11 protein-coding genes and 7 pseudogenes are annotated in these 19,281 nt (G+C 62.2%); 10 read left to right on the top strand and 8 right to left on the bottom strand.

Annotated elements, in window-relative coordinates; translation table 11 throughout:
- Nucleotides 1-372: 372 nt before the first annotated feature.
- The 5 genes from ACWH43_RS18610 (at nt 373) to ACWH43_RS18590 (ending at nt 8,345) form a co-directional block, all read left to right on the top strand.
- The gene (locus tag ACWH43_RS18610; RefSeq protein ID WP_158445798.1) at nt 373-1,158 is read left to right on the top strand and encodes an IclR family transcriptional regulator; all 786 of its coding nucleotides are present in this window, start codon (nt 373-375) and stop codon (nt 1,156-1,158) included.
- Nucleotides 1,155-5,003: a hydantoinase B/oxoprolinase family protein gene (locus ACWH43_RS18605; RefSeq protein WP_158445797.1), complete on the top strand. Its 3,849-nt coding sequence runs from the start codon at nt 1,155-1,157 to the stop codon at nt 5,001-5,003. Before ACWH43_RS18610 ends, ACWH43_RS18605 begins: the two co-directional genes overlap by 4 nt.
- Before the next feature lie 55 nt (nt 5,004-5,058).
- Complete coding sequence (locus ACWH43_RS18600; protein ID WP_158445796.1) at nt 5,059-6,732, top strand: OPT/YSL family transporter; 1,674 nt, start codon at nt 5,059-5,061, stop codon at nt 6,730-6,732.
- Between the two features lie 62 nt (nt 6,733-6,794).
- Entirely contained in the window at nt 6,795-7,466 is a 672-nt protein-coding gene (locus ACWH43_RS18595) for an AroM family protein (protein ID WP_158445795.1), read from the top strand.
- 180 nt (nt 7,467-7,646) lie between these two features.
- Nucleotides 7,647-8,345, top strand: coding sequence for a ribonuclease activity regulator RraA (locus ACWH43_RS18590; protein WP_158445794.1), 699 nt, complete (start codon nt 7,647-7,649; stop codon nt 8,343-8,345).
- Between the two features lie 196 nt (nt 8,346-8,541).
- Here ACWH43_RS18590 and ACWH43_RS18585 read toward each other — a convergent pair.
- Both ACWH43_RS18585 and ACWH43_RS18580 read right to left on the bottom strand, forming a co-directional pair.
- A pseudogene (locus ACWH43_RS18585) lies at nt 8,542-8,877 on the bottom strand (transposase); the annotation flags it as partial.
- 464 nt (nt 8,878-9,341) lie between these two features.
- Nucleotides 9,342-10,095: pseudogene (locus ACWH43_RS18580) on the bottom strand (IS5 family transposase).
- A 550-nt stretch (nt 10,096-10,645) separates the two neighbouring features.
- Here ACWH43_RS18580 and ACWH43_RS18575 point away from each other — a divergent pair.
- The 4 genes and pseudogenes from ACWH43_RS18575 to ACWH43_RS18560 all read left to right on the top strand — a co-directional run bounded on the left by ACWH43_RS18575 (nt 10,646) and on the right by ACWH43_RS18560 (nt 12,465).
- A complete protein-coding gene (locus ACWH43_RS18575; protein ID WP_158448020.1) occupies nt 10,646-11,041 on the top strand; it encodes a hypothetical protein in 396 nt (131 codons plus the stop codon).
- 88 nt (nt 11,042-11,129) lie between these two features.
- Nucleotides 11,130-11,282 (top strand): annotated as a pseudogene (locus ACWH43_RS18570) (transposase); the annotation flags it as partial.
- A 329-nt stretch (nt 11,283-11,611) separates the two neighbouring features.
- Nucleotides 11,612-11,902: pseudogene (locus ACWH43_RS18565) on the top strand (transposase); the annotation flags it as partial.
- Entirely contained in the window at nt 11,854-12,465 is a 612-nt protein-coding gene (locus ACWH43_RS18560; protein ID WP_448153582.1) for an IS5 family transposase, read from the top strand. The pseudogene ACWH43_RS18565 and the gene ACWH43_RS18560, both read left to right, overlap by 49 nt.
- Here the strand turns inward: ACWH43_RS18560 and ACWH43_RS18555 are convergent.
- Both ACWH43_RS18555 and ACWH43_RS18550 read right to left on the bottom strand, forming a co-directional pair.
- Nucleotides 12,462-13,191 (bottom strand): annotated as a pseudogene (locus tag ACWH43_RS18555) (IS5 family transposase). The gene ACWH43_RS18560 and the pseudogene ACWH43_RS18555 overlap by 4 nt on opposite strands.
- Nucleotides 13,192-13,293: 102 nt before the next feature.
- Nucleotides 13,294-14,237 (bottom strand): IS630 family transposase gene (locus tag ACWH43_RS18550; protein WP_375796999.1). Its coding sequence is split into 2 segments (ribosomal slippage): nt 13,294-13,901 and nt 13,901-14,237, totalling 945 coding nucleotides; the frame shifts between segments, so codons are not numbered across the junction.
- A 123-nt stretch (nt 14,238-14,360) separates the two neighbouring features.
- On the opposite strand from ACWH43_RS18550, the pseudogene ACWH43_RS18545 reads away from it, so the two are divergent.
- A pseudogene (locus ACWH43_RS18545) lies at nt 14,361-14,715 on the top strand (integrase core domain-containing protein); the annotation flags it as partial.
- 193 nt (nt 14,716-14,908) lie between these two features.
- Here ACWH43_RS18545 and ACWH43_RS18540 read toward each other — a convergent pair.
- The 4 genes and pseudogenes from ACWH43_RS18540 to ACWH43_RS18525 form a co-directional block, all read right to left on the bottom strand.
- Entirely contained in the window at nt 14,909-16,126 is a 1,218-nt protein-coding gene (locus tag ACWH43_RS18540; protein ID WP_158444711.1) for a glycosyltransferase, read from the bottom strand.
- Nucleotides 16,107-16,880: a class I SAM-dependent methyltransferase gene (locus tag ACWH43_RS18535; protein WP_448153666.1), complete on the bottom strand. Its 774-nt coding sequence runs from the start codon at nt 16,878-16,880 to the stop codon at nt 16,107-16,109. Before ACWH43_RS18535 ends, ACWH43_RS18540 begins: the two co-directional genes overlap by 20 nt.
- 45 nt (nt 16,881-16,925) lie before the next feature.
- Nucleotides 16,926-18,113 (bottom strand): annotated as a pseudogene (locus ACWH43_RS18530) (glycosyltransferase).
- Nucleotides 18,114-18,481: 368 nt separating this feature from the next.
- Nucleotides 18,482-19,246, bottom strand: a complete 765-nt coding sequence (locus ACWH43_RS18525) for a class I SAM-dependent methyltransferase (protein WP_158444706.1) — start codon at nt 19,244-19,246, stop codon at nt 18,482-18,484.
- Nucleotides 19,247-19,281: the final 35 nt, after the last annotated feature.

Genomic DNA, 19,281 nt, shown 5'->3' with positions numbered 1-19,281 from the left:
GCGGCCCGCCGCTGCCGCCGGCACCATTGGCGGGCCGGGTCGCGTAGCCCTGCCGCGCCAGCCGGAACTCCGGCGCCGCCGGCGCCTTTCCTCCGCGCTTCCTCTCCTGCGCCGCCGCCCCGCACAGGCCGCTCTCGGTTCGGCCCCGCTTCCGGCAGGGACGGGCTCCGCGGCGCGGATCAGGGACCCATGCCCAGCCCCGACCGTGAGCGCTCCGGCTTGAAACCCGGATCGTCGCTTCATGCCGTGCCGGATGACCGCGACAGGGTGGCGAATGCGCCCCAGCGGCCGATTGACGCGGTTCGGATTCGGTGTCATGTTTCTGTTAATGGAACTTAAGTTCCATTTTTTGGAACTTCCTGGGGCGGAAGAATGACGATCCTGTCGGCGGCCGCGGATGTGCTTCGCTGCTTCTCCAGCACGCGGCATGACGTCACCGTCACGGATCTCGTCGCCTTGCTGGGCATGCCGAAGAGCAATGCCTCGCGCCTGCTCAGGTCGATGCGCGACGAGGGCTTCCTCGAGACCATCGGCGACAGCAAGCGCTACCGCCCCTCGCTGCTGCTCAACCAGGTCGGGCAGCTCTACCGCTTTGCCGCCTCGCTGATCGACCGGGCCGACGCCGTGGTCGGAAGCATCTCGGACCGGATCGGCCATACGGGCTATATCAGTGTCCGGCGCGGCGAGGAGATCATCGGCGTCACCGCCCATCCGGGCCGCCACGCGCTCAGGGTCGTGACCGCGATCGGCGACCGCATTCCCGCCTTCGCGTCCAGCACGGGCCGCGCCCTGCTCGCCCGGCTGACCGACGACGAGGTCCGCGCGCTCTATCCGGCCGGCTTCACCGCGCCCTCCGAGACCGCGCCGCGGGACATGGACGAGCTGCTCGCCCGGCTGGCCCGCGTCCGCGGCGCCGGCTTCGCCGAATCGCATGACGAGGCGGTGCGCGGCGTGCGTGCCATCTCCATCGCGGTGGGCGACCCCGCCACGGGCGACGAGGTCGCGCTCTGCATCTCCTTCCCGGCCGCCACGGTCGAGCCGGCCGAGCGCCTCGCCATCATCCGCTCGCTCGGGGAGGGCGCCGCCGAGATCGCGGCCCTGACCCAGGACAAGCGCTTCTTTCCCCTGAATCCCTCAATCCCGGAGACCGCTCCATGAGCAATCGTTGGCGTATCGGCTTCGACATCGGCGGCACCTTCACCGATTTCATCCTCTATGATTCGCAGGAGCGCTCGGTCCGGCTGCACAAGCGCCTGACCACCCCGCACGACCCCTCCGAGGCCGCGCTGATCGGCCTCGGCGAGCTGACCGAGATGGCCGGTATCACGCTGGCCGATGTCGGAGACATCGTCCATGGCACGACGCTGGTCACCAATGCGGTGATCGAGCGCAAGGGCTCCAAGCTCGGCCTGATCACCACCAAGGGTTTTCGCGACATCCTCGAAATGGGGACGGAGCAGCGCTACGACATCTACGACCTGTTCCTGACCTTCCCCGATCCGCTGGTCTCGCGCGAGCTGCGCCTGGAAGTGTCCGAGCGCATGGACCGTGACGGCAAGATCGTGACCCCGCTCGATCCGGAGGCCGTCCGCCACGCCGCCCGCGAGCTCGCCGCCGCCGGCTGCGAGGCGGTCGCGATCTGCTTCCTCAACAGCTACCGCAACCCGGCCCATGAGCAGGAAGCGGCTCGCATCGTCCGCGAGACCTGCCCGGAGCTCACCGTCTCGCTGTCGAGCGAGGTCGTGGCCGAGATCTGGGAATATCAGCGCTTCGTCACCACGGCGGCCAACGCCTATGTCCAGCCGCTGATGCGCCGCTATCTGGAACGATTGGAGCGCGAGCTCGCCGCCCGCTCCTTCCGCGGCTCGCTGACGCTGATGCATTCGGCCGGCGGCCTGGTTTCGCCCGAGACGGCGCGCACCTTCCCGATCCGCCTGCTGGAGAGCGGCCCGGCCGGCGGCGGCCTCGCCACGGCCCTGTTCGGCGAGCTTGCCGGCCATAAGGACGTGATCTCCTTCGACATGGGCGGCACCACCGCAAAAGCCTGCATGATCGAGGACGGCCGCGCCGAGATCGCGCCGATGCTGGAAGCCGGCCGCGTCAACCGCTTCGCCAAGGGCTCGGGCCTGCCGATCAAGGCGCCGGTGATCGACATGATCGAGATCGGCGCCGGCGGCGGCTCGATCGCCGCGATCGACGAGGTCGGCCTGCTCAAGGTCGGCCCGCATTCGGCCGGCTCCGATCCGGGTCCGGCCTGCTACGGCATGGGCGGCACCAGGCCGACCGTGACCGACGCCAATCTCGTGCTCGGCTATTACGATCCGAAGTTCTTCCTCGGCGGGCGCATGGCGCTGGATCTGGAGGCGGCGCGCAAGGCCGTCGCGACCGTGGCCGAGCCGCTCGGCCTCTCGGTCGAGGAAGCCGCCTGGGGCATCCACAAGGTCGTGGTCGAGAGCATGGGCGCCGCTGCCCGCGTCCATCTCGTCGAGAAGGGCAAGGACCCGCGCCATTACGCCATGGTCGGCTTCGGCGGCGCCGGCCCGGCCCACGCCGTCGATGTCGCCCGCGTGCTCGGCGTCAGGCAGGTCATCATCCCGCCGGCCTCGGGCGCGGCCTCCGCGCTCGGCTTCCTCGCCGCGCCGCTCTCCTTCGACATGGTGCGCTCGCTGCCGGTCGAGTTCTCGGAAGGTTTTGATGCCGCCGCCGTCAACGCGCTGCTCGGCCAGCTCGAGGAGGAAGGCCGCAAGCACCTGACCGAGGCCGGGGTCAAGCCCGCCGACGTCACGGTCGAGCGCTCGGCCGATATGCGCCTCGTCGGCCAGATGCACGACATCTCCGTGCCGCTGCCCGCCGGCACCATCGACGCGTCGAGCCTCGACGCGATCCGCGAAGCCTTCAGCAAGGCTTATTCCGCCCGCTATACCTCGGTTTATGAGGGCGCCCGGCTGGAGGCGATCAACTTCCGCGTCCGCTGCGCCGGTCCCGTCCCGACCTTGTCGCTCTCCGGCGCGGCCGGCGGCGGCGATGCCTCTGCCAAGGTCAAGGGTACCCGCAAGGCCTGGTTCGAGGGCGGTTGGAGCGAGGCGAAGGTCTATGACCGCTACGCGCTGCGTTCCGGCGACACCGTCGCGGGACCGGCCATCATTGAGGAGCGTGAGGCGACCACGATCGTCCCGCCCGGCGACAGCGTCGTCATCGATGATGTGCTGAACCTGCTCATCCATGTCGCCCAGCCCAACGCGGCCGAGACCACGATCACCGCCGACATGCCGCTGGCCGAGGCCGCGCGCCGGATCGAGGCCGATCCGATCTCGCTGGAGATCATGTGGAGCCGGATGATCAACGTCGTCGAGGAGATGTGGCTGACGGTGTGCCGCACCGCCTTCTCGCTGGTGATCTCGGAAGCGCAGGACTTCGCCTGCGAGCTGCTCGACCCCGAAGGCGAGACGCTGGCGCATTCGCCCCGCGCCATGCCGGTGTTCAACCTGACGCTGCCGCGCGCGGTCAAGGCGCTGCTGGAGCGCTATCCGGCCGAGACGCTGAAGCCCGGCGACGTGCTGATCACCAACGATCCCTGGCTCTGCGCCGGCCATCTCTTCGACATCGCAGTGGTGACGCCGGTCTTCCTCGGCGACCGCGTCGTCGGCCTGATGGGCACGGTCGGCCATGTCTCCGACATCGGCGGCACCAAGGATTCGCTGCGCGCCCGCGAGATCTATGAGGAAGGCTTCCAGATCCCGCCGATGAAGCTCTACGAGGCCGGCAAGATCAACGAGACCCTCGTGCGCCTGCTCGGCGAAAACGTGCGCAATTCCGAGCAGGTGCTCGGCGACCTGCACTCCTTCGTCGCGGCCAACGCCATCGGCGCCGAGCGGCTGCAATCCTTCCTCACTGATTACGGCATGCAGGATTTGCGCGCGCTCGCCCATGTCGTGCAGAGCCGTTCCGAGAAGGCGATGCGCGACGCCATCCGCGCCATTCCGGACGGGGTCTATCACGGCACCGCCTCGAACAACCCGCTCGGCACGCCGATGCATTACCCGCTGGCGCTGACGGTGAAGGGCGACACGATCCATCTCGACTTCGCCGGCGCCCCGCCGCAGCTCCCGCAGGGCGGGCTCAACTGCACGCTCAACTACACGATGGCGCATGCGACCTATCCGCTGAAATGCATGCTGACGCCGAATGTCCGCGGCAATGCCGGCTGCTACCGCGCCTTCACGGTCGAGGCACCGAAGGGCTCGATCCTGAACTGCGACAAGCCGCTAGCGGTGAACCTGCGCACCCGCACCGGCTGGTATCTGGCGCCGAACATCTTCCGCGCTTTGTCGGAGGCTGCCCCAAGGCAGGTCCAGGCCTTCACCGGCCTGCCCGTCGCGGCGAGCGTCTATGGCCGGGACGCGGCCGGCGACACCTATTCCGACATGCTGTTCTGTGGCGGCGGCCAGGGCGGCTCGGCTCAGGGCGACGGCAAGTCGGGCCTGCTCTACCCGACCTCCGCCGCGAACACCTCGATCGAGACCTTCGAATCGCGGGTGCCGGTGTTGGTGGTCGAGAAAACCTATCTCGCCGATTCCGGCGGCGCCGGAAAGCATCGCGGCGGCCTCGGCCAGCGCGTGCGGCTGCGCAAGCTCTCCGATGACGGCCTGCCGACGCTGGTCTCGCTCTATCCGGAGGGCGTCAACAACCCGATCCCGGGGCTGTTCGGCGGCAAGGCCGGCGGCGGCGCCTCCGGCCGGGTCATCGACGAGCAGGGCCACGTGCTGAAGGATGTCGGCACCGGCGAGCTGGTCCAGGTCAGGCAGCCGCACGAGATCGTCGAGCTCGTGCTCGCCGGCGGCGCCGGCTACGGCCCTGCCGCCGAGCGCTCGCGGGAGGCGATCGCGCGCGACATCGCGCTCGGGCTGGTCTCGCCCGAGGCGGCCAAGCGCGATTACGGCGTGCAGGGCGCGCATGCCACGCAGGATGTGGGCGAGGCCAAGGCCGGCATCCTGGTTGCTTGAGGCAAGGGACGAAACACCGATAGCCCGACAAGGGGCATGAGAGGGGACGTAAGGCATGACCAATCCGACTGAAGGGGTGCCTCACCGGCACCCCAGCCTGTTCGAGCCGGCGACGCTGGCGCTGATCGCGATTCTCTGCGTCTTCGGCTCGATCATCGGCATGCAGCTTCTGGTGTCGCTCGGCATCACGGCGAACACCTCGCTGATCGGCGCGCTCGCGGCCATGGCGCTGGCGCGCGTGCCGCTCGCCGCTTTCGCGCGCTACCGCTCGATCCATGTGCAGAACCTGGCCCAGAGCGCGATCTCCTCGGCCACCTTCGGCGCGGCCAACAGCCTGCTCCTGCCGGTCGGCATTCCCTGGCTGCTCGGGCGGCCGGATCTCGTGCTGCCGATGCTGGTCGGCGCCTTCTTCGCGATGCTGCTCGACGCCTATCTGCTCTACCGGATGTTCGATTCCCGCGTCTTCCCGGCGACGGGCGCCTGGCCGCCGGGCGTCGCCGCCGCCGAGGCGATCAAGGCCGGCGACGAGGGCGGCCGCAAGGCCGTGCTGATGGGCGTCGGCTTCGTCACCGGCATCGTCGTCTCCTTCGTCAAGGTACCGCTCGCCTGGATCGGCTTCGCCGGCTCGACGGCGGTGACCGGCATCCCAATGTCGGCCTTCGGCGTCGCCTTCATCGGCAATATCTGGGCGCTGACGATGTTCGGCGTCGGCCTGCTGCTGCGCGGCTATTCCGGCCAGCTCTTCGGCGGCCCGATGTTCGAGACCATCATCCCCAAGGGCGATCTGATGGCCGCCTATATCCCGCACGGCTTCATGATCGGCGCCGGGCTGGTGGCGCTGCTGCAGGTCGGCGTGCTGCTGTTCCACCGCAGCGAGGCCAGGCGGCAGGCGGAGGTCGAGGCCGGCGTCTCCGATGCCGAGGTGCGCGGCGCGCTCGGGCTGGGCACGATCGGCTATCTGGTGATCGCGGTGTTCATCGCCCTGATCGGCGGGCTGATGACCGACATGTCGATCGGCATGCTGATCCTGTTCGTGCTCTACGCCGCCTTCGCGGCCTATGTGCACGAGCTGATCGTCGGCCTCGCCGCGATGCATTCCGGCTGGTTCCCGGCCTTCGCCGTGGCGCTGATCACGCTGATCATCGGCATGCTGATCGGCTTCCCGATGCCGGCGCTCGCCCTGCTGGTCGGCTTCTCGGCCGCGACCGGCCCCGCCTTCGCCGATATGGGCTACGACCTCAAGGCCGGCTATCTGCTGCGCGGCAACGGCGCCGATCCCGCCTTCGAGCGCGATGGCCGCCGCCAGCAGCTCTTCGCCGCGATGTTCGCCTTCGTCATCGCCGGCGCGGTGGTGCTGTTCTCCTACCAGTCCTATTTCGACCGCAATCTGGTGGCGCCCGTCGACAAGGTCTATGCCGCGACGATCAAGGCCGGCGTCGCGCCGGGCGTGGCCTGGCAGCTCTTCATGTGGGCGATTCCCGGCGCGATCCTGCAATTCATCGGCGGGCCGAAGCGGCAGATCGGCGTGCTCTTCGCCACCGGCCTGCTGATCGCCTTCCCGATGGCGGGCTGGGCGGTGCTGGTCGGCATCGTCTGCCGGCTTATCTGGGAGAAGCTGCGCGGCGCGAGCGGGGAGGGCGACATGGAGGTCTTCGCCGCGGGCGTCATCGCGGGCGACGCGATCTTCTCCTTCTTCGATTCGGTCATCAAGAACTTCCACAAGCCCTGAACCAGGCGAAGCCCCGGGACGGCCGTCCCGGGGCTTCGCGCTTTCCGGAAAGGAGCATCGTCATGGGCAAGCTCGGAACCCTCACGATCGGCCAGGCGCCGCGAGCCGACATCACCCCGATCCTCGACGTGGTGCTGGCGGACGAGCTGCCGCGCGTCCATGCCGGCATCCTCGACGGCCTGAGCCGCGGCGAGATCGAGGAGGATTTCGCGGCGGTTCCGGGCAAGCCCGTCCTCATCACCAGGCTGCTGGACGGCTCCTCCGTGGTCATCGACCGGGCTCGCACGGAGGCGGCGGCCCAGCGCAAGCTCAACGCTCTGGAAGCCGAAGGCTGCACCACGATCCTGATGCTCTGCACCGGGCATTTCGAGACGCTCGCGACGAAGCAAGCCCGCTTCCTCGAACCCGACCGCATCCTGCCGCCGACGGTGGCCGCGCTGACCCGCGGCGCGCAGCTCGGCATCGTTGTGCCATTGGCCGAGCAGATCGACAGCGAAGCCGGCAAATGGGCGCCGCTGGCCTCGGCCCCGATCTGCGCGGCGGCCTCGCCCTACCAGGGCGACCTAGGTGCCGTCACCGCGGCGGCCGAGGACCTCCGCCGCCGTGGTGCCGAGGTTCTGCTGATGGACTGCATGGGGTTCGTCGAGAGCCATCGGCGAGCGGCCGCAGCGGCGGGCCTGCCGGTCATCCTCTCCAACAGCCTGATCGCCAAGCTCGCCTCCGAACTGGTCTGAGAGGCTTTGCGGGCATCTGAGCCCTCATCCCGAGGGGGCTGCCGACCGGCTGCGAGGCGGGGGAGGGGCTTTGCCTCGCCGGGCCGGCCTCCCGCTTTCGCATGGGATCGCCCCGAAAACCGCATGCCGTTTTCGGGACCGCTGCTGTAACGTTCCCGCGATAGCGAGGAGCATTTTCCGATGACGTTGACGGCCGAAGCGATCGAAACCCTGAAGGCCGTCTCGACGGCGACGCTGACCACGGTCCTGCTGAAGAAGGGGCTGCGCAATGTCTGGCTGCGTGGCGCCGCGCCGCTGCGGCCCGGCCAGCCGCGCCTCGTCGGCCCGGCCTTCACGCTGCGCTTCGTACCGGCCCGCGAGGATCTGGCGACGCCGGCCTCCTGGGCCTCGCCGATCTCCACCCGCGCCGCGATCGAGGCCATGCCCGAGGGCTGCGTCGCGGTGGTCGATGCGATGGGCGTCACCGATGCCGGCATCTTCGGCGACATCCTCTGCGCCCGGATGCAGAAGCGGGGCGTCGCGGCGCTGGTCACCGACGGCGTCGTGCGCGACGTCGCCGGCGTGCTCGAAACCAACCTTCCGGTCTGGTGCCGCGGCGTCGCCGCCCCGCCCTCGGTCGCGGGCCTGACCTTCGTCGCCTGGCAGGAGCCGATCGGCTGCGGCGGCGTGGCGGTGTTCCCGAACGATATCATCGTCGTCGACCAGGATGGAGCGGTGCTGATCCCGGCCGGGCTGCTCGCTGCGGTGCTTGCCGAGGCCCCCGAGCAGGAGCGCATGGAAGCCTGGATCATGACCAAGGTCGACGAAGGCGCCTCGCTGCCGGGGCTCTATCCGATGAATGCCGAGACGAAGGTGCTGTATGAGGCGTCGACGAAGTAATATAATAGCTTGAATTTTATTCCTAAATTATAGTAATTGTTTATTTAATTAATCTAAATAAGGGGTGTTGGGGATATTGTGTGACTTCCCTTTGATTGCATGAAAGCTGTCGCAATCGGAGTCTGACGGGTTGCGCAAAAATTCGACTCGCTAGGCCGCAAGCCCATTGCCGGCACCCTGGCATTAGGGTCGAGACTCAACGCAGCCCGTGAGCGACGAGCGCTGCAAGGCAGAGCGAGGCCAGATAATTTCTGGCAAGCTTGTCGTAGCGGGTTGCGATGCGCCTGAAGTCTTTGAGGCGGCAGAACATGCGCTCGATGGCATTGCGCGCGCGATAGCGTTTGCGGTCGAAGGGATGGAGGAACCTGCGATGGTCCTTGTTGGGGATGACCGGGCGCATGCCTCTTGCGATGAGATTCTCACGGATCCGATCGCTGTCATAGGCCTTGTCGGCCAGAAGCTCACTCGCCGGTGGAGCGGCGTCGAGCATGACGGGCAGCATCCTGATGTCGGCTGCCTGTCCGGGCGTGAGCGCGAATCCACCGCGCCATCGATGCCGCTAACGGCTAAGCCGAACCCGGCAGGTTCGAGGAAAGCCTTGGCTGAGCGCGAATCCCCGGTCATCGCCAACGCTGGAGGTAGTGTTCAGCATGGTGGGTCCGTGTGGCCACTTCCGCTGCAGTTCGGTATGCGCCCCGGGGAGTCATTGTCATATTGGCCGCACCGGAGTTTGCTCAATCCAGTCCAGCTACGCTGCCGACGCCAGCCGCGAGGGCAAGTGTACGGTGACACAATCGATTCTCAGCTTTCCCCCAAAAGGTGAGGATGAACCTGGCGGTCGTCCACTCGGGGCGGCTCCGTATGCGCTCAAGTCAAAAGCTGCTCAATACGATCTGATGCCCCCTCGTGGGGATAGTGGGCGTGCATCGCCATTCACCGGACACTATCCAGGCGCATGGGCGGGTCGCTACAGGGCAGCCTAGGCACTGTCTGCATTCACCGTAACCAGAGCATGGCGCAAGCGAGATGGACAAATCCCATGAAGGCGGTGATAGTTTTCTCACATCTGAGGGCGATGCGTCGGAAGCGTTTGAGCTTGTTGGAGAAGCACTCGACCTGATGGCGCTCTTTGTAGAGGCGCCAGTCGATGGGCTGCTTGGCGGAACGGCTGGGGTTGGCCTTGATCTGTGCGTTCGTCCCAGACTGTCAGCAATGAAAGCGCGCAACGGATCGGCGTCATAAGCCGCGTTGGCGATGACATGGCCGACGCCCTGCAAGCCGGACAGGAGAGCCTCGGCCTGCGGGCTACCCCCTATTGGCTCGGCGTCGGGTGGATACGCAGCGGCAGGCCGATGGCATCGACCGCCGCGTGCTGCTTGGTCGTCAGGCCGCCGCGCGAGCGACCGATCGCGGCAGCTTCAGCCCTCCTTTGCGCCCGTCGCATCGGCATGGACCTTCGAGATCGCGCTGTCGATCAGCACATACTCAAAGTCCGGCGTGTCGGCCAAGGCATGGAAAAGCCGCTCCCAGACGCCAGCATGCGACCAGCGCCGAAAGCGTGCGTGAACCGCAGTCCATTTGCCGAACACCTTCGGCAGGTCACGCCAGTGCGCCGCGTTGCCGGCCATCCATAGAACCGCATCAACAAACAGCCGATTATCAACCCCGCTTCACCCGGCGTGCCAATCCGCCCCGGCAAATACCCCTCGATCCGACTCCATTGCTCATCCGTCAGCGCTCGTCTGCTCAAGGTTTCTCTCCATTCGGAAACCTTGAATCAGAACTCAACAACAACGGGAAGCCATGAATGCAGACAGTGCCTAGACTTTCTTGAGCGCAGATCTTAGAAAAGAACAAAATTGAGGGCTCCACATTCGTGCGGCCTTATTCGGTAGGCGAATGGAAAACGTAGTGTCACGCACAAAAATTACCTTGCTCGTGTTTCTGCTCTTAGTGATAATTATTTTAATGTCAGATCATGTGATAACAAGATTTAATTTTTTTGGATCTCCCGAGGTCAGATTTTCAGGAAATATATCAATTTACAATTACAATATTAATAAAATAAAAGAGGCTACCATAAGTGGCGATAGACTAGAGTCGAAGCTTTCAATTATTAAGAATGCAAATGATTTTGTGCATAAAACAACATATAATTGCTATCCTAATAATTTTCGTCTTTCGATTATCGAAAAAGTATAACGAAACTTCGATCGAAGGATTATGTATTTGGTGATGGATTGCTAACAAGTCGGATGGTCTGCGGATTTTGCCATCAGCGGGCATATAGACTTGTTCGTTTGATTCGAGATAGCGGTTTCAATGCAGAAGTATTCGGAATTGGAGGTCATGTTGTTGCTCGTGTTTTGGTAGATAATATGTATTATGCCGTTGATCCTGATTATGGAGTCGGGCCATTTTTATGGCATAGCGAGGATAGGGTTTTGTCAGACACGGTGCGCGAAGCATACGAGCATTCGGACGCCGCAATGACTGAATCTGATCGTAATAATATGTCGGAGTGGTATATTTCGAAAGAAGACAATGGAAAGTATATGTATCTGGATGAGCGGGAAAAACAGCAGAAATTGATTTTCTTTCAATCGGATATAGTTTTCTTTATGTTCCTAATTGTGGGAAGTGTTATTGTCTGGAGCCTGTATGCGTTCCGCTCCCGGTGCCGCAAGCGGGCCTGATCTGAGACCCTGATCTCTCTCCAGATTTGAGTACCGTCCGTCACTCAAGGAGCCCCTTACGGTTTACGGAAGAGCAAATCATCAGGATATTGAAGCAGTAGGAGGCTGGGCGGCGCCGGCGAATATCTGCCGCAAGTATGGCATCTTCGCAGCGGCCTTCTACAAATTCAAGGCGAAGTATGGTGGGATGGACGTGTCGGACGCGCACCGGCTGAAGACCCTCGATGACGAGAATACCCACCTCAAGAGGCTGCCGGCCGCGCAGTTGCTCGACAACGCGATCCTGAAGGATGTCGCCGCAAAACATGGTTACGCCCGATGCGAAGCGGAAGGTGGTGGCTCATGCCTGCACGGTGCATGCGATGAGCCGGCGTTGAGCGTGCGAAACGACAACAATCAGCGTCCAGCACGGCCCGCTTCCGGGGCGACATCATCTCGGAATCAGGGAACGCCATCATCTCGGAAACGGGTGGCGGCTTCGTCGGAATCGGCACTACCGCGAGGAGAAGTTGCAGGCGCGCCGGCGAGACGGTCGCAAACGGGCCTTAGGTGGTGTGGACGGATTGGCGCATGTCGCGTTTTGAGGATTCCTCTGACGGGTATTGTCTGCTTCATGGAGAGCCGACTGCTTTGGAGGTCGGCGATGTCCCGAAGATGGCGGATGCGGATTGGTCGGTGGCGCTGGAGGTGTTCCGCGCCTTGTTGCCGCGCCGGGGCGACAAGGGCCGAAACGACCGGCTGTTCCTCGAAGCGCTGCACTATTTCTCGGTTCATAACATCACCTGGCGGACGTTGCCGGAGCGGTTCGGCAAGTGGAACAGCGTCTGGAAGCGCTTCGACCGGTTGAGCAAGGCGGGCGTGTTCGAGACCTTCTTCGATCACCTCGCCTCGCTGTCGTCCTCGGCACACCTCGTGCAGATGTTCGACTCGACCATCGTGCGCGCCCATGTCTCGGCGGCAGGCGCCAAAGGGGGCAGCAAGGTCAGGCGCCCGGCCGCTCCCGTGGCGGTTTCTCCGCCAAAATCCATCTGAAGACCGACTTCGACGGCCATCCCATCGCCTTCGATCTGACCGGAGGCGAGAAGAGCGACGCGCCGCATTTCCCGATCCTGCTCGGACACGGCCCCGACATCGACCCGGGTGCCACTGTCGGTGACAAGGGTTATGCCAGCAAGGCAAATCGGCAGGCGGCACGGTCACGCGGCATCATCCCGGTCATTCCGCACAAGGTGAACGAGAAGGACAAGCCCGGCTTCTTCGCGAAAGCCCTTTATCGCGGGCGTGCCCGCATCGAGCAGACCGTCGGCAAGCTCAAGCGCTTCAAGCGGGTCGCCCTACGATGCGAGAAGGCCAAGCGAAACTTCACAGCCATCGTCGCCCTCGCAGCAGCATTCGTCTTGGTCAAATCCGTCCACACCGCTTAGGGCTTGTAGGGATTCATCGTGAATTGATGACGGCGGCGACGAGATGGATCATTGCCGCGAAGCTTTTGGTCGGTTTTGTCGGCTCGCATTGCGATGCGCTTGAACTCCTTGAGCTTGCAGAAGAAGTTCTCGATGAGGTGGCGCCATTTGTAGAGCTCGCGGTCGAGCGGCAGCGGGGTTTTGCGGCGTGGGTGCTGCGAGATGACGATCTTAGTCCCGCGGGCGTTGAGATCTTCGACGATCCAGTTACTGTCGAAGGCCTTGTCGGCGATCAGGCCGCCGAAATCGATGCCTGCCAGCAGGGGCTCGACGCCGACCGTGTCGAAGCGGTGACCAGGCAGCAGTTCGAAGCGCACGAGATTGCCCAGTGCGTCGGTCAGCGCAAGGATCTTAGTGGTCATGCCGCCCTTGGAGCGGCCTATGGCTTGGCTCTGAGTCCCCTTTTGCGCCCTGGCCATGGCGGTGGACCTTAACGATGGTGGCGCCGACCATGGCGTATTCCATGTCAGGTTCGTCCGAACAGGCCTCGAAAAGCTTCACGAAGGCATCGGCCTTGCGCCAATCGCTGAAGCGCCGGAACGCTGTGCTCCGGTTGCCGAAATGGGCCGGAAGGTCGCGCCAAGGGCTTCCCGTCCGCGCGATCCATAAGACCGCCTCGATGAAAAGCCGGTTATCCTTACCACTGCGGCCCGGGTCCGCAGCCTTCCCCAGACAATGCGGCTCCATCTTCGCCCATTGGGCGTCCGTCAAGACAAAACGATCCATCAAAAGCTTGAATCACATCCAAATCTCCATGAGAATCCCCACAAGCCTTAGAGCGTTTCTGGTTTAATCCGGATCATATCCAGCGGCTTTGAAGTCGTTGGCACATTCGGTCGGCGAGAAGAGGTCGACGATCGCGCCGACTGCGTCCCACAAGGCACTGATGGAGCGCTCTGCTCTGGCTCGCAGCCTGGCCTTCAGCTTGGCGAAGGCATTCTCGATCGGGTTCATGTCCGGGCTGTAGGGCGGCAAGAAGGACAGCGTCGCGCCCGCGCGCTCGATTGCCTCGCGGACGCCGGCCGGCTTGTGGGCGGGCAGGTTGTCCATGATGACGATGTCCCCCGGCTTCAGTGTCGGGACCAGCACCTGCTCGACATAGGCGAGGCAGACGACGCCGTTCATAGCGCCGTCGTAGGCAAAGGGCGTCGTCATGCCGCCGAGACGCAGGGCTCCGGCGAAAGTGGTCGTTTTCCAATGGCCGTGAGGCACGCCGGCCCGGCAGCGCTCACCGCGCGGAGCCCGACCGCGCAGGCGGGCCATTTTGGTCGAGAGGCCGGTCTCGTCGATGAAAACAAGGCTCTGTGGATCGAGATCGGGCTGGGCCTCGAACCAGTCACGCCGCCGCTTCAGGACGTCGGGACGCTCCTGCTCCAGTGCATGGGCGGACTTTTTTTGTACGTCCAGCCCCGGCCCCGAAGCCAGGTGCTCAACGCGCTGCGGCGGATGGAGACGGTGCGTTCGCTCAGGAGCCGGGCCGTCATATCGTGCAGCGTGATGTCCCTCTGCTCCTCGATCACTTCGATGATGAAAGTCGCGTGCGCATCCAGGCTCGAGCCCCGGCGCCGGCCTTGTGGCCGAGCCGTCAGCTCACCTGTCCGAGCCCGCGCGATCCACCGGATCGCCGTCGAAATCCCGACCCCGAAACGGGACGCGGCCTGCCGAGCAGAAAGCCCATCCGTGGAGGCCTTCACAACACGCACGCGAAGATCGTCGCTCAAAGCCAGCGCCATCGTCCACCTCCTTCAACAGGCAGGTTGAATCAGCACAGCACCGGTTCGTCACATCACAATCGATTCAACGATCAACGGAATTGCTCTAGACACGCGCAGGCCCATGCTCATGCAGGATCAGGCCAATGCGCACTCAAGCGTCGATTTCTTTCCGACACGATCGCTGACGGTCGTCGCTTCAGGAGGCTTCTCCATCTTCGACGATTGCACGCGCGGGTTCCTAGCACTCGTCGCCGACACTTCGCTCTCAGGCCAGCGCGTGGCTCGGGAACTGGATGGTGTCATTGGTCTGCGCGGCCGGCTGGATACTATCGTTTCCGGCAACGGCGCCGAGTTCGCCTCGATGGCAATCCTGCACTGGTGCCAGTAGGCTGGCGTCGATTGGCACTACATCGTCCCCGGCAAGCCGAGGCTGAACGCTTTCGTCGAGAGCTGCAATGGACGCTTCCGGAACGAGTGCCTCAATGACAGGTTGTTCTCGACGCATATCGAGGCCGGCAGCGCCATCACCTCATGGAAGGAGGGTACAACCGCCACCGACCTCACTCGGCTCTCGGCAACATAACGTCCGCGGAGTTTGCCTTCAAATCCCAGCCGGAAAGACAGGTCGCCTGAGGCCAGAAGTGAAACTCAAGACTCTCCCGCGGATCGGAGGAGAGAAGGGTTCCAGGTCATTCGCGGCACAGTTTGTTTCGGTAAAGTTTCATATAGTTATTTGCTAGAGCTTCTGAAGAATAGCTGCGCTGTATAAACTCTGCGGCCTGCGCTCCGGTATCGCGCCAAACCGGAAGATTTTCGGCGATGGTTTTCATCGTTTCGGCAAGTATTTTCGGTGCTCGCGGGGGAACGAGCAAACCAAAAGAGCCGTTATCCAGCGCTTCGCGGTTGCCGCCGACATCCGTGGCAATCACGGGAAGGCCGCAGGCCAAAGCTTCCAGCAAGGCATTGGAAGAACCTTCCTCATGGCTCGGGAGAACAAAAATATCCATGGCGGACAGCAGGTTGGGGATGTCGTGACGCGCACCCAGGAATTGCACTTTTTCGGTGATACCAAGTGCTGCGGCGAGCGCTTTTAACTGCGCGCCGAGGCCGTCGTCGCGTCCAACTATGAAGAGTTTCGATGGAGGAATGGTTGCTCGCGCGACTGCAAATGCCTCCAGAAGATCGGCTTGCCCTTTGTACGGGATTAGGTTCGCGACGTTGATGAATCCGATTTCGCCGGCTTGAAGGCCGAGCTTTTGGCGAAGAGGCCATCTCTCCCCATCAACGGAGGCAGTACGGGTCGTCAGGCTGTCGAGGCCATTACGAATGAGGATGAGCCTGCTTGGTTCGATACCGTCGCGCGCTGCCGTGTCATCGGCGACAGCTTGGCTGTTGACAGTCACGACGTGGCTCAACTTGTTGGCGATGCGGTCGAAAATCCGCCACCAAGGATAACGATCTTGATGTGTCCCCAATCCGCGGCGGCAGGTGATGACCAACGGTACGCCGGCCAAGCGCCCGGCAACGGCTCCCATGAAGTTGGTCAAGGGCAGGTAGGCCTGTAAGATTTCGGGCTTGGTCGTGAGCGCCAGCCACCATAAAGCGACGAAGGCGCGAACAAATGTCGCGAGATTCCCGAGCTTGGCGAGGTGCGCAATCCTCCTAGCATGCGTGGCGACATGAACCGTGACATTCTCGGCATCGAGCCGCGGCCGCAATGGTCCGCTGCCATCGAACACGAAGACTTCGCAGTGGACGCCCAGACGCACAAGACCCTCGATAAGGACCACCATCTGCCGTTCGGCTCCCCCAGCCGAAAGAGAGCCTATGACAAAAAGAGCCTTCTTTGGATTCTCCAGGCTCTTCTCGTCTTGATGTGCGCCGGTTTTAGATTCGATCGTCAGCATTGCGGACAAACAGGAACTCGGTATTGGCTTCCCCTGTTGCGATCTTCTCGAGTTTGAAGCCGAGTTTCTCGACGAAATCGATGGCTTCCTTGTCGTAGACAAATTCCATCGGCCACCCGCCGAGCCAATCGCGGATGTCCGTAAAAATGCTCATGCCGCGGTTCTTTTCATATTCGCGTTTGCGCTGAAGGAACTCGGGAAGCCTCCGGATGTCTTTCCTCATTTGGAAGCGCCAGACATACCAAAGGTCCATTGCGCGGCGCCGCATCCAGCCGGAAGCGACGTATTTGCGTTTGATATCGAGCCAAAACTCCGGTGTCGGGTCGATCTGCACGTTGGCTGCGTATAAAGCGATATAAAAAAGGCCTCCGGGCTTTACACGGCTCGCGGCATTCTGGATAGCATGCCAGACCTCGCCAGTATGGTGCAGAACTCCCCAAGAATAGACGAAATCATAGGTTGAGAGCTTCGAAATATAATCATCGTCGAGAACTGAACCTTGCTCTGCGGTCCAATTTTCCGGGTGGCCAACCTGCTTCTGAATAAATTGAGTCGCTTTTACCGAATTGGGGTCGTAGTCGAAGCCATGGATTTTCGCTGCACCAGCTTCAAGCATTGCGACTGAATGCAGACCGCTCCCGCAGCCGATATCCAGAACCGTCAACCCGTTGAGGTTTTCACGCCCCATGAACTTGAGGATGTGCTGTTTTGAAATTTCGACTTTTTCCTTGCCGAAATTTTTTTTGAATGAAATCGTGCCAGTTCCTTCCGAACTCGAAGCGTTGTTCTTCAGTGTGGCTCATAGAAAGACGACCTCATTGGATCTATCTGCAAATGCATAAATGTTTTTAATATCGTCAATGGCGCGTCGCATTCCGAAGCGTGCCACAGCGAATTCGGGCCCGTGCTGCGCTGCAGCATGGCGCCAGCTTTGGTCGCGAAGGAGCGCCACCAGGCGTGCTCCCGCAGTTTCTGCATCATCGTGCTCCAACACCCATCCGGAGCGGCCATGGTCCACGGCTTCGGGCGCGCCGCCAACACGCGTCGTCACGACAGGCACGCCCACGAACTGGGCTTAAATGAGGACATTGGGCAAGCCTTCGGCGCGCGATGTGAGTAGCAAAAGATCCATATCTACCATTGCCGCTTGAGCGCCTGTTACAATGCCGATGAAATGCACTGAACCGGACAGATCGGGTTGTCTTGCTCGCTGCTCGAGGGAAGGCCGCAAAGGTCCGTCTCCGACAATCAAGAAATGTGCTTCAGGAATATCGCGGCGAACGCGCGCTGCGATCTCAAGCCACAGGAACGGTCGCTTCTCCTCGCTAAGACGGATGACTGTTCCGACAACCGGTGCTTTGTCAGGGATACCTGCAATTCGCCGGTAATGCCCTCGATCTGCTCGATAGCTTAACCGCGTCTCCTCGTCAAACGCATAGCCATTTCGCGTTACAAGGATTTTTCCGGCGGGCAGACCAAGCCATTCTTCATAGGCGCGCGCGCCCATTTCGCTGTTGTTGACCATCACGACATTGCGTTGCTTGGCCAGCCAGCGATAAGCCTCACGCATATATGGTTGGTGAAATCCGAAGTTCTGCGGAGGCAGGCTTCGCTGCGATAAAATGATAAGCGGGACTCCCGTCAGGACAGCAGCGATACCGCCTTTGACGTTGATCTCGTCCAGCCACAGATGGGCGATCCGGGGAAGCTCGGCATTGAGCGTCATCGCATAATTTGTTACCTCATGAAGCTCCCCGGGAAGGGAAGCGATGGCGCTCGCAACGTGCGCCGGCAGATGGTCACCCTGGCTGCCGATGATTGTGGCCGGTACTCCGGCAGCATCGAGATCGGGGAGAAAAAAACGCTGGGATGGATTCGATAAGCCGATGCAGGCTACCGAAATTCTCGTGCGGGTTTCCGATGCGATGGCTTTTGTGATCGAGACCAATTGGCGCTCGGCGCCACCCGGGCCGAGGGTGCCGATCATCATCAACGTGCCGTTGCGTGGACTTGATCTGGGCGTTTCAATCAGAGGTCGCGATAAAACCAGGTGTGCTTGACGAAAGCGACGGCGATAGTGGATGTCAGGGAGCGACAGCACGAATTCCGCGAGAGTCTTGGCGAGCCTTTGATGTAACGTCAGTTGATCCGCAGGAACAGACAAAAGTGGGCGCAACGGCGCGAGGCTTCCCCATGTTCGGGAGAGCATGCGCCGAAGCAGTGCATGCCACCGGCGTCTTTCGAACAGATGTGCGACACGGCGAGTTCTATGGAGCGCAGAAGATCGGCTAATAATCCTGCCGTACATCCCGTGAAGCACGCGGCGTGCAAGATTTTCCATCAGTAGGTCGCGCCTTAAGAATCGATTCGTCGGCCCACGTACATGAGATTACTTTCGGATCCTATTGTAGCCTTTTCGTTATTGTGCAGTTTGGTAATATAGTCGGGAATCGGGAGTGGCTGCCCATCCGCACCTAGCGGACCCATGGAATCCGGATCCCAGGGAAGCAAGACAGCAGGGTCGAATCCCAGTCGATGCGTCACGATTTCTTCAAAGCCGAACTGTGCAAGCAGGGCGGGTAACGTCTCTTCGTTGAAGGAGCGTACATGCTGCCAGCGGTGAAAGAGCTGATTCGAAACCGGGCAGTAAATCATGCCCATCTCGAGATTTTCGTTGTTTGGTGTGGTTATGATCAGCGTACCACCGGGGCGCGTGAATTCAGCTAGGCGATTAAGAGTGACATCCAGTTCTTCGTCGAGCACATGCTCAATCACTTCTGACATGATGACGACATCAAAAAGATGTTTCGCCTGGGGGCCGATCACACCCAGGAAACCCGGGATACCGGACAACGAGGTCTCCAGGGCGGAAATTCTTCCCTCTGCCGGCTCGTATGCTGCGGCTTGAAAGCCCTGCTCGCAAAGCAGTCGTACAAGGTCGCCATCACCTGCTCCGAAGTCGAGAATCTGACCTTGCCGTGACAGCAGGTGCTTTATCGCAGCCAGCAGGCTGGGGCCGGCCTGCTTGGCGAAATTGAGCTGGACCAAGGAGGTCTGTGCAATCCCGTTCCAAAAACGGTTGACCAGCTCCGGCGTCCATTTCAATCGCTCAGGTATCATTTGTGTGCAATCCTTCGGTCCTAGGCAAAATGATG

This window comes from Allobosea minatitlanensis, assembly GCF_964020775.1.
Note: the sequence above shows the minus strand (reverse complement) of the source record. Positions and strands in the feature narration are given on the sequence as shown.

Bases quoted from the DNA above. Each gene is read 5' to 3' on its own strand.
- ACWH43_RS18610 (WP_158445798.1), top strand. From the start codon at position 373: ATGACGATCCTGTCGGCGGCCGCGGATGTGCTTCGCTGCTTCTCCAGC.
- ACWH43_RS18605 (WP_158445797.1), top strand. From the start codon at position 1,155: ATGAGCAATCGTTGGCGTATCGGCTTCGACATCGGCGGCACCTTCACC.
- ACWH43_RS18600 (WP_158445796.1), top strand. From the start codon at position 5,059: ATGACCAATCCGACTGAAGGGGTGCCTCACCGGCACCCCAGCCTGTTC.
- ACWH43_RS18595 (WP_158445795.1), top strand. From the start codon at position 6,795: ATGGGCAAGCTCGGAACCCTCACGATCGGCCAGGCGCCGCGAGCCGAC.
- ACWH43_RS18590 (WP_158445794.1), top strand. From the start codon at position 7,647: ATGACGTTGACGGCCGAAGCGATCGAAACCCTGAAGGCCGTCTCGACG.
- ACWH43_RS18540 (WP_158444711.1), bottom strand. From the start codon at position 16,126: ATGCTGACGATCGAATCTAAAACCGGCGCACATCAAGACGAGAAGAGC.
- ACWH43_RS18525 (WP_158444706.1), bottom strand. From the start codon at position 19,246: ATGATACCTGAGCGATTGAAATGGACGCCGGAGCTGGTCAACCGTTTT.